Source organism: Pseudomonas sp. 2822-15, from assembly GCF_002742515.1.
Classification (GTDB): domain Bacteria; phylum Pseudomonadota; class Gammaproteobacteria; order Pseudomonadales; family Pseudomonadaceae; genus Aquipseudomonas; species Aquipseudomonas salomonii.
Genome location: NZ_LJRY01000208.1, coordinates 64,357 through 78,490 on the forward strand (window position 1 = coordinate 64,357; position 14,134 = coordinate 78,490).

Genomic DNA, 14,134 nt, shown 5'->3' on the forward strand with positions numbered 1-14,134 from the left:
TTTTCAGCTTTCTTGATCATCGGAATTGATAAAGACATTGACCGGGAAATCCCCCAGGGCAGCGCTGATCAACAGCTCCTTGTTTGGTGTGACTGCGCCTGTATGAAAAAGTCCCTTCCAGTTTTGTGTTGTGGTGGCGAACGGTAATTTCACCCGCGTATCGCCCCAAACCTGCGCATTGATATGGGGCTGTTCGCCGTTTTCCAGCAAGCGATGGGGCCAGCGTGGCACCACCACCAGCAGGTGTTTGCCCTGATACGCGCGGCAAAATGCGACGACGTGATCGGCGTGTTTGCCCAGCACTTCCAGCGGGGTATAGCTGCCGCGTTGGAAGAGTTCGGCATTGGCCTTGCGCACGGCCAGCGCCTGGGCAATCAGCGCCTGTTTGATACGCCCGTCGCGCCAGTGGGACAACAGCTCGCCGATGTTCGGTGGCGTATCCAGCGCGCGTTGCCGTGCGTTGAAATCCACCGGGCGGCGGTTGTCCGGGTCCACCAGGCTGAAGTCCCAGAACTCATCGCCCTGGTACAGGTCCGGTACACCCGGCACGGTGATACGAAGCAAGGATTGCGCCAGCCCGTTGAGTGCACCCGCCGTGGCGATGGCCTGGGCGGCGCTGGCGATGGCGTTGCGTAGCGTGGCGCCGGCATCGCTGCGCAGCAGGCGTGACAGGAAGGCTTCGACCGCCTGTTCATAGGCGTCGTTGGGCGCGCTCCAACTGCTTTGCAACTTGGCTTCGCGCAGGGCTTTTTGCTGCCATTGCCACAGGCGTTGCTGGTAAGACTGCAGGTCCGGGTGGGTATCCAGCGGCCAACTGCCGAGCAGCACCTGGTAAAGGATCAGCTCATCGCCCGCCGACGGGCTGTGTGCATCATCGCGCAACGGTGCGGCGAGGCGCCGCCAGTGCTCGACCTGTTCGACATACCACGGCGCGCATTCGCTCAGTACCGCCAGGCGTGCCCGCGTGTCTTCGCCGCGCTTGTGGTCGTGGGTAGCAGTGGCCAGCAGGTTGTCGGGGAAGGTCTGCAGGCGCTGCTGATTGGCCGCATGAAAGTCCGCCAGCGGTGCGCTGAACTGTTCGGTGCTGAAGCCCACATCGTTACGCGACAGCAGCACTGCCGAGCGATAGAACGCGGTGTCTTCCACCGCTTTGGCGGCCGCTGGCGACGTGAGCTGCTGGAAGCGCACGCAGGCGTGCTTGAGCATCTTGCGCTCACGGCCCACCGGGCGATTGCGCCACGGCTGGCCGCCCAGCCATTTTTGCAGGTGGTCGAGCACCGGCCAGTCGCCTTCGCCCAAGGTGCTGCGGGCACCGGCCAAGGCTTGCAGGAAAAACACATCATCGTGCGCACTGCGCCCACGGGCGCTGATGTAGGTGCGGTACACCGGGAAGTGCACGATCAACTCCTGCAAGGCACGGCGGATCGCGCCCAGGGTCAGGTCGCGGGTCATCACGTCATCGCGGGCCACTTGCAGCAGCGCCTGGGCCACGCTCTCGAAGTCGCCGGCCAGCGAACCGTTAAGGATCTGCTGGCGGGCCAGCCAGGCTTCTTCGATAAAGGCAGCAGGCCGTTCGCTGTGGCGCGTCCACAGCTCAGCCAACGGCCCGAAGCCTGCCGGGTCGTGTTGCAACAGCGACAGCTGGTTCATGAATTCATAGCCGGTGGTGCCGTCTACCTGCCAATCTTCGCGCAGGGTTTCGCCTTCACCGAGGATTTTTTCCACGAAGATCGGCAAATGCCGGTTGGGCGAAAGGGAATCCACGCGCCGGCGCAACTTGCGGCAATACCCGCGTGGGTCGGCCAGCCCGTCGATATGGTCGATGCGCAAGCCGTCCACCAGACCTTGGCTTATCAGCTCGAAAATCTTGCCGTGGGTGGCTTCGAACACGGCGCTGCGTTCTACGCGCAGGCCGCCCAGTTCGTTGACGTCGAAGAAGCGCCGCCAGTTGATATCGTCCGCTGCGGTACGCCAACTGGCCAGCCGATACACCTGCTGTTCCAGCAAGGCGTGCAAGTGAGTGAAGCCGTCCGGCTGGCGCCCATCGAATTCGGCCAGCCGGTTTTCGATGGCGTGCAGCACCGAGGCTTCCGTGGCTCGTTCGGCCAGCACGTGTTTGAGCCAGCCGGCTTCGGTGTAAGCGTCGTCCTGGAAGGCAAGGGCGCTGAAACGGTCGGCCAGGGGCTTTAACGGCTCATCGCTGCCCAGGATCATGGCGTAGTCACGCGGGCAAATCGGGAAGCGGTGCTCGTAATGCTCGACGTAAAACCCGCCTTGATCGGCATCGAACTGGAGCGTCAGGTTGCCGCTTTGCAGCGCTTCACCGTAGTCGCTGCCCAGAAACGGCATCAGCAACTGGCCCTTGAGCAGCGGGTCCGGCGAGTGCCACTGGATATCGAAAAACTCACTGTAGGGGCTCAGGCGGCCCCATTCCAACAGGTCCAGCCACCACGGGTTGTCCGCGCCGCCGACGGCCATATGGTTGGAGACGATATCGAGGATCAGCCCCATCCCGTGCGCACGCAGCGCCGCAACCAGCCTGTGCAAGGCCGGCTCGCCGCCAAGCTCGGGGTTGACGCGGGTCGGGTCAACCACGTCGTAGCCGTGCATGGAGCCGGCGCGGGCGGCAAGCAGCGGCGAGGCGTACAGGTGGCTGATGCCGAGCTGGGCAAAGTAGGGCACCAGCGGCACGGCATCATCCAGGGTAAAACCTTTATGAAATTGCAGGCGCTGGGTCGCGCGCAGGGGTAATGCATTCATCGGTCACGCTCATGGGCTTGGTTGCGCGCCACGGCCAGCAACTCCAGACGACGGGCGGCGCCGTTGTTGTCGAGCAGGCTGGCGGCCTCACCCGGCAGGCGGCGGCGCCAATTGGGGTGGGTGTCGGTGGTGCCGGGCAGGTTGGCTTGTTCCTCGATGCCCAGCGCGTCTTCCAGCGGCAACAGCACCAACGGCGCGCGGGTATGGCCCAGGTAACGCACGCTGGCGTCGATCATATGGTCGGTGTCGTTGCGGATTTCATCGACGAAGTTCTGCGGGTCCTGGCTCAAGGCCTGGCGCAGCGCCTGGCGTTCGCGCAGGCGGTGTTCGCTCCACTGCTCCACGGTGGGCGCATCGATCAGGCCCAGCTGGATATTCCATTCGATATCGCGGCTGTGCCACCAGCCGTTGAGGGTCGGCAGGTCGTGGGTGCTGGTGGTGGCCAGGGCATTGTCCGGCCAGTCGAGGATCGGCGTGAAGTGGCCTTCGTGGTTTTGCTCAAAGAGCAACACGCGCATGCCCAGGATCGAGCGGCCGCTGAGTTTTTCGCGCAGGCCATCGGGCACCGTACCCAGGTCTTCACCGAGCACGATGGCCTGGTGGCGGTGGGATTCCAGCGCCAGCAGGCGCAGCAGGTCATCCACCGGGTAATACAGGTAGGCGCCGTCGCGCGGCGTAGCGTCCATGGGGATGACCCACAGGCGTTGCAGGCCCATCACATGGTCGATGCGCAGGCCGCCGGCGTGGGCGAAGTTGGCCCGCAGCATCTCGATAAAGGCGCGAAAACCGTTGCGCTTCAGGCCTTCGGGGGAAAACGCCGAAATGCCCCAACCTTGGCCCGCGCGGTTGAGAATGTCGGGCGGCGCGCCGACGGTAAGGTTGGCCAGCAACTCGTCCTGCCGGCTCCAGGCCTGGCTGCCGCCGCCGTCGGCGCCCACGGCCAGGTCTGCGATCAGGCCGATGCCCATGCCGCTGCCACGCGCGGCTTGTTGCGCGCGCTCCAGGCAGCGGGCGATCAGCCACTGGCAGAAGGCGAAATAGCCGATTTCATCCGCATGCTCGGCGGCAAATTGCGCCAGCGCCGGGCTCTGTGGCGAGCGCCAGGCTTCGGGCCAGTGGCGCCAGTCGAGGTCTTCACCGGCGGCGGCTCGCAGGGCTTGCACGGCTTCGAAGCGACAGTGGTTTTCCAGGGCTTCGCCGCCGGCCTGGCGAAAGCTCAGGAAGTCGGCGTGTTGCGGATGCTGGCCGTGGCGGAAATCTTCATACAAGGCGCGCAACAGGCGCTGCTTGGCGCGGGCGGCGGTGGGCCAGTCGATCAGGCTGAGCTGCTCCAGTTCGTGCAGCTCATCGGTGAGGTCCAGTGCCTCGATGGCGTTGCGCACTTCGCGCTCGCCAAGGATGCAGGCGGGCGAGGCATACAGGCTGTTGAGGAACAAACGGCTGGAGGGTGAATAGGGGCTGTAGCGCTCGGTGTCGGCGCTGAACATGGCGTGCATCGGGCTGATGGCCAAGGCATCGGCACCGCGCTCGGCGGCGCTGCGGGCCAGGTGCTCCAACGCCAACGTGTCACCGAAGCCGCCGTCACCCAGGCGGCGCAGTGCATACAGCTGCGCACTCAGACCCCAGGCGCGGGCCGATTGGCTGTCGACCGCTTCACCGACGCTGTAGCAATGGGTCGGGGCCACGGCCAGGGTGAAAGTCTGGTCGTCGATATGCACCTGGTGATAACCCAGTGCGATCACGCCGGGCAGTTCGGCATTGCCATCCAGGCGCAATTCGAGGGTTTCGCCCTGTTCCAGGCTGACGCGGCAGGGTGTGTCCGGGGCGAAGTAACGCGCGAGGTCCAGACCTACGCCGGTATCCACAGTCATCAGTGGCGGCAGGTGCTTGTCTTGTTGCACCCGTTCCATTTCGCGCAGGCTGGCATCGATCTCGGCGTCGGTATCGGCCGGGTGGCCCAGGCCTTTGAGGATGGCACGCAAGGCGGCGGGTTTGACATGTTGCGGGCGGCCGTTTGCGTCGATCCAATCGACGGCCAGGCCCGCGCGGCTGGCGAGTATTTCCAGGTTCGCTTCGCTCAAGGGTGATCTCCAACAGGGGATAAGGCGACGCGTGCACTCAAGGGCGCCAGTTGCGCGCCTCCATGGGCAGACGTCTCGAATAGCAGGTGTGGCGACGCCGGGTGATCCAGCGGCGTGGCGCCCAGGTTCAGGTCGATCTGCAACACGCTGCCGTTGCCCAGGCGCCAGCGCGCGGTGACGGCGCCGTCGGCCAGTACCTGCGCGCCCAGGGCCACGCTGCCCGGCAAGTGCGGCACGATATGCCGATGGCGCAGGCTCAGCAGCTGGCGGTATAGCTGCGCGTGTTCGTTCTCGGTGAAGCGGGGCGCCGACTGTAGAAAGGTCGGCAGTGCGTTAGGGTCGGGAATATGTTCGCGCCGCTCAGGGTCCTTGAACGCTGCGAAGTCGGCGAATTCGTTACGCCGACCTTCGCGCACGGCTTCGGCCAGTTCACCGTGGTGATCGGTGAAAAACAGGAACGGCTGCTCGGCGTTGACTTCATCGCCCATGAACATCAGCGGAATCATCGGCGACATCAGCAGTAAGGTGGTGGCTGCTTTCAGCGCCTGGGGCGAGCACAGTTGGTGCAGGCGCTCGCCCAAGGCACGGTTGCCGACCTGGTCGTGGTTCTGCAAAAACGCCACGAAGGCGCTGGGTGGCAGGTCGCCGCTGGGCTCGCCGCGTGTGTGGCCGTGGCGGGTGGTGTGGCCTTGGTAGACAAAACCTTCGCCCAGGCAGCGCGCAAGTTTCTCGGTGGGGCCTTGCGCGAAGTCACTGTAATACGCATCCGTTTCGCCCGTGAGCAGCACGTGCAGGACGTTGTGGAAGTCGTCGTTCCACTGCGCATCAAAGTCGTGCGTGAGCAGGCTGGCCTGGTTGAGTTCGTTTTCCAGTACCAGCCACACGTGCCGGCCGGTGTCCACCTGCTGGCGTACCCGATGCGCGAGTTCCTTGAGGAAACCGGGGTTGTCGATGGCGTGCACCGCGTCCAGGCGCAGGCCGTCGAAGCGGTACTCGAGCAACCACATCAGCGCGTTGTCGAGGAAAAAGTCGCGCACCTCGCGGCGATCGAAATCAATCCCGGCGCCCCAGGGCGTGTGCACGTCTTCTTCAAAGAAGCCTTGGGCGTACTGGCCCAGGTAATTGCCGTCAGGGCCGAAGTGGTTGTAGACCACATCCAGGATCACCGCCAAACCGTGTTCGTGGGCACTGTCGATCAGGGCCTTGAGTTGTTCGGGGGAGCCATAGGAGGCTTGCGGGGCGTAGGGCAGTACGCCGTCGTAGCCCCAATTGCGCTCGCCGGGAAATTGCGCCAACGGCATCAGTTCAATGGCGGTCACCCCAAGCTCGGCCAGGCGGGGTAGCTGTTTTTCAACGGCTGCATAACCGCCCATTGCGCCGACATGCAGCTCGTAGATAACGGCCTCGTGCCAAGGGCGACCTTGCCACTGGCTGTGTCGCCATTGATAGGCGAGGGGATCGACGACCACGCTCCAGCCGTGTACGTCAGTCGCCTGGGCCCGGGATGCCGGGTCCGGCACGTCCTGTTCGCCGTCGATGTTGTAGCGGTAACAAGTGCCCGCCGGGCACTTGGTTTCTACCTCGAACCAGCCATCTGCCTGGGGCAGCATGGCGATGGACTTGCCGTCTTGCAATTCAACGCTGACATAAAACGCGTCTGGCGCCCACAAGGCAAAACGCGTGTGTTGCGCGTCCAGCATGATTGCGCCGTGGGGCCAGGTTTCCAGAGTCCGTGACGGCATCTATGAAGACCTCCCTTTTTTTAAAACAACAACTAAAAATTACTTCGTGGGTTTCCCCAAGGCCTTGGCCACCAGCTGTTCATACAGTTCAGCGTAGGGTTCCACCGCCTGGCTCCAGTTGAACGGCTGGGTCATGGCGCGGCTGCGCATGGCGTTAAGCAGGCCTTTATTGGCAAATACCCTGAACGCGCGGCTCAGCGCTTCTTCATAGCTCTCGACGGTGGACTCATTGAACAGAAAGCCGGTGACGCCATTTTCGATGGTGTCCGCCAGGCCGCCGGTATTGCGCGCCACCGGCAGCGAGCCGAAACGCTGGGCGTACATCTGGCTCAGACCACACGGCTCGTAGCGCGACGGCATCAGCAGGAAATCGCTGCCGGCGAACATGCGCCGTGCATCGGTTTCATTGAAGCCGATGCGCACACCCACCTGGCCCGGAAAGCGCAGGGCCAGTTCGCGCATGGCATGTTCTTCTTCCGGCTCGCCGCGGCCGATAATCGCGATCTGGCCGCCGTTTTCAACGATGTAACGACTGACCGCTTCGGTCAGGTCCAGGCCTTTCTGGTACACCAGCCGCGAGACCACCGCGAACAGCGGGCCGGTGGAGTCGTGCAGGCCAAACAGTTCACGTACATGGGCGGCGTTGACCGCCTTGCCTTCCCAATCGCCGATATTGAAGTTATGGGTCAGGTGCGTGTCGGTTGAGGTTTCCCAGCTTTCATCGATGCCGTTGGGGATCCCACTGAGCAGGCCTTGCTGGGTCTTGCTGGCGAGGAAGCCATCGAGGCCACAGCCGAATTCCGGCGTAGTGATTTCCTGGGCGTAGGTCGCACTCACGGTGGTGATATGGCTGGAATACGCCATGCCCGCCTTGAGGAACGACATCTTGCCGTAGAACTCCATGCCTTCCTGTTGCAGGGCGTGGGGTGGAATGCCCAACTCAGGGGTCGAGGCCAGGCTGACCACACCCTGGTAGGCGAGGTTATGAATGGTGAACAGCGTGGGGGTGCGCGACCCGCGCCAGTGCATATAAGCCGGCGCCAGGCCTGCGGGCCAGTCGTGGGCGTGCACCAGGTCCGGGCACCAGTGGATTTGTGCGAGGTTGGCGGCCATGTCGGCGGCGGCCAGGCCCAGGCGGGCGAAGCGAATATGGTTGTCCGGCCAGTCGCGGCCGTTGTTGGCGCCGTACGGCGTGCCTTCACGCTCGTAGAGCTCGGGGCAGATCAGCACATAGATGACCAGGCCATCCTTGAGGTCCATGCGCCCGATCTTGCACGGCGGCAGCGCCGCGTGGCCGCCCAGTTCGCCGATGATATGGATCGGGTTGTCGCTTTCCATCACCTGCGGGTAGCCGGGGATCAGCACGCGCACATCATGCAGGTGCGCCATGGCACGGGGCAGGGCGGCGGAGACGTCGCCCAGGCCGCCGGTTTTCACCAGGTCGGCGAATTCGGACGTCACAAACAGGACTTTCTTGCGATTAGGGTTCTGACTCACGATCGGCCGCACAGTGTTGGGCAGGTCGGCCAACGAAGTCGGTCCCCCTGCCGGCTGACTAAAACGCTCTCCCTGAGTATCGACTGCAGCACTGATCATCGTTCTCTCCTACATATTGGGTCGGCTGATGGCCCGCTGCCATCGGCTCCGATTGGCCACATCCTGCGGCCAGGCGCACAAGCACAGTACAAACTGGCAAGGCGTATGCCAGTTGCACTCATTGCGAAAAAAGAGTGGATGGACGGGCATTCGGCTGAATCGCCTGCGCTCGCCTCCCTTAAAAACTTGACCTGTGGCAGAGTTGTAAAGTTTCGATTTTTTGCGGGGTTTTTGTTTTGGAACGGACCCATCGGTCATGAGTCTAGGACAGATCCCAGAGCCCGTATGGTTTATAGGCGTTTTTTGTAGGACAAAAAACTTGTAACCATATGCACAGTTCGCAATTGCTGTGATTTTGCGAGAACGGCTGAGGGATGGTGGCGAATTGCCTAGATGTTGTGAGCAGGTTTGTTGTGGCGAGCAGGCTTGCCCTGCGTTGGAGCGCGCAGCGCTCCCAAATGGCCCACTCGGTGCGTCAGATAGATGGGGTGTGTTCATTATGGGGCTGCTGCGCAACCCAACGCAGGGCAAGCCTGCTCGCCACAATGGCCTGCTTGCCACAACAGGCCTGCTTGCCATACCGCTTACAGGCTGCGAATCGGCGTCCCGCTGGCCCAGGCTTGAATGTCTTCGATCATCTGCTGATAAAACTGCCGATAATTCTGTTCACTCACATACCCGACATGGGGCGTGGCCAACACGTTCGGCAGACGCCGGAAGGGATGATCAACCGGTAGTGGCTCTTCGCTATACACATCCAGCGCTGCCCCCGCCAGTCGCCTAGCTGTTAACGCCTCGATCAGCGCCTGTTCATCCACAATCGGCCCACGTGATGTATTGACCAAACGCGCACTGGCCTTCATCCAGCTCAACGCCTGGGCATCTACCAGGCCGCGACTGCGCTCGCTGAGCACCAGGTGCACGCTCAGAATATCCGCCTGTTCAAACAACTCACGCTTGCTGACCCAGCTCACACCCACCTCGGCGGCGCGCTCCGGCGTGAGGTTCTCGCTCCAGGCAATCACGCGCATGCCGAATGCCCGGCCAAACTGCGCGACTTTCTGGCCGATGCTGCCCAGCCCGAGAACCCCCAGGGTTTTGCCATACAGGTCGCCGCCCAGCCCGATTTGCCAACCGCCGGCGCGCAGTGAGTTGGCTTCGGCCAGCAGGTTGCGGGTCGAGGCCATGATCAGCGCCCAGGTCAATTCCGGCGCCGCTTGCTTGTAGCTGTCGGTGCCGCACACCTGGATGCCCAGGGCTTTAGCGGCGGCAATGTCGATGGCCGCGTTGCGCATGCCGCCGGTCACCAGCAGTTTCAGCTTGGGCAGGCCTTGCAACAGGGCCTGATCGAAGGTCGAGCGCTCGCGCATCAGGCAAATCACGTCGAACCCCTGCAAACGTTCAACCATCGTGGCGGTATCGGCGGGGTAATCGTGCAGAAAGTGCACCTGGCCCACCGCCGCCAGTGCCGACCAATCCACCACACTACTGGCTACATTTTGCCAATCATCAATGACTGCGATCTGTACCGACATTCACGAGTGCCTCGAAAAAGGTTGGATTAAAGGGCGTTCAACCCCTGCAACAGTGCCTGATGAAACTGCGCCGGTTCTTCCATCTGCGGTGCATGGCCCAGGCCCGGGAATTCCACCAGGGTCGCATGGGGGATCAGCTTGGCCGCCTGTTTGCCCAGCACGTCGTAGTGACCGAGCCTGGCCTTGACCGCCGGCGGCGCGATATCGCTGCCGATGGCGGTGGTGTCGGCGGTGCCGATCAGCAGCAGCGTGGGCATCTGCAAATCCTTGAACTCGTAGTACACCGGCTGGGTGAAGATCATGTCGTATATCAGCGCCGAGTTCCATGCGACCTGGGTGTGGCCGGGGCCTTTATTCAGGCCGGCAAGCATGTCGACCCAACGCTCGTATTCCGGCTTCCAGCGCCCGACGTAGTAAGTGTTGAGTTCATACTGGCGAATGCCGTCGGCGCTGAGTTTCAGCTCGCGCTCGTACCATTGGTCGACGCTGCGATAGGGCACGCCCAAGGCTTTCCAGTCTTCCAGGCCGATGGGATTGACCAGCGCCAACTGCTCGGTTTGTTGCGGATACAGCAGTGCATAACGGGTGGCGAGCATGCCGCCGGTGGAATGGCCGATGAGGGTGGCCTTTTGAATGCCGAGTTTTTCCAGCAGTTGATGGGTGTTGATCGCCAGCTGCTGGAAGCTGTACTGGTAGTGGTCGGGTTTGCTGGAGGTGCAAAACCCGATCTGGTCCGGCGCGATCACGCGGTAACCCGCTGCGCTCAAGGCCTTGATCGAATCTTCCCAGGTCGCGCCGCAGAAGTTCTTGCCGTGCATCAACACCACGCTGCGGCCATTGGCACGGCCCTTGGCGGGCACGTCCATATAACCCATTTGCAGGGTTTTGCCTTGGGACTGGAAACTGAAATGTTCGACCGGGTAAGGGTATTGAAAGCCTTGCAGCTCGGGGCCATAGGCAGTGGCGAGGGCCGTAGCGGCGAGGGCGGGAGTGGCGCTTGCCGTCAGCAGGCCGGCGATGCAGAAGGCGCGAATGAGAGACATGGAAGGGCTCCGATGGGAATGCCCGGATGCTGTTGCGAGGGGATTAAGTGGGGATTAACACCCACTGCAAGGTCAGCGCCGCCAGTACGCCATAGCGCAGGCTCTTGGCCAGGGTGACCAGCAGCAAAAACCGCCACAGCGGTTCGCGCATCACACCAGCGACCAAGGTCAAGGGGTCACCGATGATCGGCACCCAACTGAGCAACAATGTCCAGTATCCCCAGCGCTGATAATTGCGACGGACTTTTTCCAGATGCTTGGGACCGACCGGAAACCAGCGCCGTCCCTTGAAGCGTTCAATCGAAAACCCCAGCCACCAATTAACCACCGACCCCAGCACATTGCCCAAGGTCGCAATACCCAGCAGCAGCCACAGGCTGTAGTGCCCGCTGAGCAGCAGGCCTACCAGCACGGCTTCCGATTGCAGCGGTAGCAGGGTGGCTGCGCCGAAGGCGGCGAAAAACAGCCCCAAGTAACCGGCGAACATCAATCAGTGGGCCAGGGTGGTGGTGAACAGGGCGCAGAGTAAGGCCAGTGGCAAGGGGATTTTCATGCGGGTCTCGTGGGCAAGAGGACGGCGTCGGGATTTTGCGGCGATCATGACGACGTCATCCCAGGCAAGCCAGCTCCCACAGGGTGATAGGGCGTCAGTAATGTATCTAAATTATACGAAAGCCGCGTTTTCAAGGCGGTTTTTGAGCTGATCCAGGGCAATGGCCGACAGCTCGACCATGCGCGCGTGCAAGGTGGCCAGTTGCAACTCGGTCTCGTAGGTGAGCACCCGTTTGAACAGCGTGCCGCCACGATGGGGTTGCAGGAAGTAGTGAATCGAACCGTCTACCGCCAGGGAGGTGAACACGGTTTTGAATTCACTGGGGCAGCGGGCGATCTGCACGCGATAGCTCAAGGGAACGCGCACGCCCAGCAGGTCGATGATTTCGGTAAAGCGCGTGCCGGCCGCCAGTGAGCCGGTGGTGCCGGTGTCGGCACTCAGGGAGGTGGGGTGCCACTCGTGCCAGCGATCCGGCTGGGTCACGTAGTCGTAGATGACCTCGATAGGTGCCTGGATGAAGCGCTCCTGACTGATCCGCTCCAAGCGGACCGAATGCTCAGTTGCATGCATGACACACCTCCTGTGTGGCGAGAGTTTGTCCTGAGAACTGTCAGAATAGCCCCACTCCCGCGCATTGCACGGGAGTGTCTCAGTCTTTTATCAGCGCACCTTGAAGCGGCCCATCAACGCAATGACCCGGCCATTGGCATCCAACAGGCTCTGGGTGTTGGTTTGCGTGGCGTGGCCACTTTCTACCAACTCATCGACCATCTGTCGGATCTGCACCATGCTGCGGTTGATCTCCTCGGTCACCGCGCTTTGCTGCTCGGCCGCCGTGGCGATCTGGGTGCTGAGGTTATTGATATGGCTGACGGAGCCGGCCATCTCGTCCAGCCCGGTGTTCACCCGTGCCGTGGCGTCGGCCGCTGACTGGCAACTGGCCTGGGTGTTTTCCATGGCCGCCACCGACGAACTCACGCCGGTGGTCAGGCGCGCGAGCATCTCGTTGATCTGCGAGGTGCTGGCCTGGGTGCGTGCCGCCAGCGCCCGCACTTCATCGGCCACCACCGCAAAACCACGGCCTTGCTCGCCGGCCCGCGCCGCTTCAATCGCCGCGTTGAGGGCCAGCAGGTTGGTCTGGCCGGCGATCGCGCCGATCACCCCGAGGGTCTCGGTGATGCGTGCAGCGTCCTGGCGCATGGCCTCCACGGTGTGGGTGGCGCTGGCGACTTCGCCGATCAATGCGCTGACACTGGTGGACGCTTCGCCCACCACCACGCGGGAACGGTCGGCGTGTTCGTTGGCGCGTTGGGTGAACGAGGCGGTTTCCGCCGCGTTTTGCGCCACGGTGTCGGCAGTCGAGCTCATTTGCGTGATGGCGGTGACGGTCTGGTCGGTCTCCGAGGCGTGGCGCACCAGGATCTGGTTGGTGTGGGCCGATGTCTGCTGCAGTTGCGCCAGGCTCGACGACATGGCGCCCGTGGCCTGGGTCACTTCACCAATCATGTTCTGCAAGTAGACGATAAAGTGGTTGACCGAATGGCCGATGGCGCCCAGTTCGTCTTCGGCGCGAATGGTGATGCGCCGCGTCAGGTCGGCATCGCCGGCGGACAAGGCATCGATATTGGTCTTCAACGACTTCATGCGCTGCACCAGTTGGCGGATCGCATAAGCGGCCAGCAGCACCAGCAGCAACACCATGGGGATTTGTATCAGGGCCAGGCTGCCGAGTACGTCATCACGCTGGGCGGTGATCAACGAGGTGGGCAGGGCGGTGGCGAGGAACCACGGCGTGCCCTCGATCGGGCGCAGGTAGAAGGTGCTGGCCACGCCCTGGTTGTCGAACTCGGCGCGTACAAGCCCTTGGTCGCGGTGGGCCAGTGCTTTACTCACCTGGGCGGCAAACGCCGAGGTGCCGACCAGTTCGCTGATGTTCTTCAACACCACCGGGCCGCTGAAGCGCGAACTGTTGCTGATGATCTTGCCGTCGCCTTCGACGATCAGCATCTGGCCGCCGATGTCTTTTTCCTTGCTGGCCACCAGCTCATTGAAGAACCCCAGGGTGACGTCAATGGTGGCCACGCCATAGGCTGCGCCATCGCGCTGAATGGCCATGGCACAGTTGGTGCGTGGCTCCTGACTGGCGTCGTCCTTGTAGGCGGCGGCCCAGGCGCACTGGCCGCGTGGCGAGGCGAGGCCGCCTTTGTACCAGCTCTGGTCGTAGTAGTTGGGCGCAGCGTCGCTGTTCCAGAACGTGTTGACCGCCAACTTGCCCGAAGCATCGCGGTGCCAGAAGGTGCTGAACTTGTTGCGCCCAGGCGCGCGCTGGTTGGGCAGCGGCCAGATACCGCCGCCGAAGACTTTCAGCTCGCCATACTGGTCCACCAGGCCGGGCAGCACCTTGTCGATGGCATCGCTGTCGAGCAGGGGAATGGTTTGGGTGATGCTGCGTTGCTGGGCTTGAACCTTGTTCAGTTCGCCCTGAATGCGCTCAGCCACTTCGGCGACGCGGTTGAGCACCACCTGTTCTTCGGTATGGCGCAGCGTGGGGGCCACCAACTGGCCGATACCGACGACGGTTAACACCAATATCAGCAGGACGAACAGCACCAGAAACAGGGTGTAGCGGGTTTGGATGGAGCGCAGTGGAGGCATGGGGGTCGTCCTTACGAAGCGTTATTATCGACGCGGCTTTGTTAGAGCTTCGTAGGGCTATCGGCTAGGTGCGCTGGAGCTTTAGGTACGATGGTGCAAAGTGGCCAGGTAATTGACGGCGGCCTTGCGGGTGCTTGAGTTGAACAGGAGGGCGTCCATACGATTGAGC

The 14,134-nt window shown here is 62.5% G+C and carries 9 protein-coding genes and 1 pseudogene; all 10 read right to left on the bottom strand.

The features are described 5' to 3' along the window. Nucleotides 1-3: 3 nt before the first annotated feature. A complete protein-coding gene (locus AOA59_RS21610) occupies nt 4-2,760 on the bottom strand; it encodes a malto-oligosyltrehalose synthase (protein ID WP_099489002.1) in 2,757 nt (918 codons plus the stop codon). Then, nucleotides 2,757-4,841 (bottom strand): 4-alpha-glucanotransferase, encoded by a 2,085-nt coding sequence (gene malQ, locus AOA59_RS21615; RefSeq protein WP_099489003.1) that lies wholly within the window; start codon nt 4,839-4,841, stop codon nt 2,757-2,759. Before malQ ends, AOA59_RS21610 begins: the two co-directional genes overlap by 4 nt. Continuing rightward, the gene (treZ, locus tag AOA59_RS21620; protein ID WP_099489004.1) at nt 4,838-6,583 is read right to left on the bottom strand and encodes a malto-oligosyltrehalose trehalohydrolase; all 1,746 of its coding nucleotides are present in this window, start codon (nt 6,581-6,583) and stop codon (nt 4,838-4,840) included. The genes malQ and treZ overlap by 4 nt, the downstream gene beginning before the upstream one ends. A 39-nt stretch (nt 6,584-6,622) precedes the next feature. Next, nucleotides 6,623-8,179 carry a glycogen synthase GlgA gene (gene glgA / locus AOA59_RS21625; RefSeq protein ID WP_081321457.1) on the bottom strand — a complete coding sequence of 519 codons (1,557 nt, stop codon included), beginning with the start codon at nt 8,177-8,179 and terminating at the stop codon, nt 6,623-6,625. Nucleotides 8,180-8,763: 584 nt separating this feature from the next. Next, nucleotides 8,764-9,714, bottom strand: a complete 951-nt coding sequence (locus AOA59_RS21630; RefSeq protein WP_099489005.1) for a D-2-hydroxyacid dehydrogenase family protein — start codon at nt 9,712-9,714, stop codon at nt 8,764-8,766. 26 nt (nt 9,715-9,740) lie between these two features. Then, the gene (locus tag AOA59_RS21635) at nt 9,741-10,757 is read right to left on the bottom strand and encodes an alpha/beta fold hydrolase (RefSeq protein ID WP_065931569.1); all 1,017 of its coding nucleotides are present in this window, start codon (nt 10,755-10,757) and stop codon (nt 9,741-9,743) included. Between the two features lie 43 nt (nt 10,758-10,800). Next, a complete protein-coding gene (locus tag AOA59_RS21640; RefSeq protein ID WP_099489006.1) occupies nt 10,801-11,244 on the bottom strand; it encodes a YqaA family protein in 444 nt (147 codons plus the stop codon). Nucleotides 11,245-11,421: 177 nt separating this feature from the next. Further along, nucleotides 11,422-11,880 carry an SRPBCC family protein gene (locus tag AOA59_RS21645; protein ID WP_099489007.1) on the bottom strand — a complete coding sequence of 153 codons (459 nt, stop codon included), beginning with the start codon at nt 11,878-11,880 and terminating at the stop codon, nt 11,422-11,424. Nucleotides 11,881-11,970: 90 nt separating this feature from the next. Further along, a complete protein-coding gene (locus AOA59_RS33570; protein WP_370589404.1) occupies nt 11,971-12,816 on the bottom strand; it encodes a methyl-accepting chemotaxis protein in 846 nt (281 codons plus the stop codon). A gap of 15 nt (nt 12,817-12,831) precedes the next feature. Continuing rightward, a pseudogene (locus AOA59_RS33575) lies at nt 12,832-13,965 on the bottom strand (cache and HAMP domain-containing protein); the annotation flags it as partial. Nucleotides 13,966-14,134: the final 169 nt, after the last annotated feature.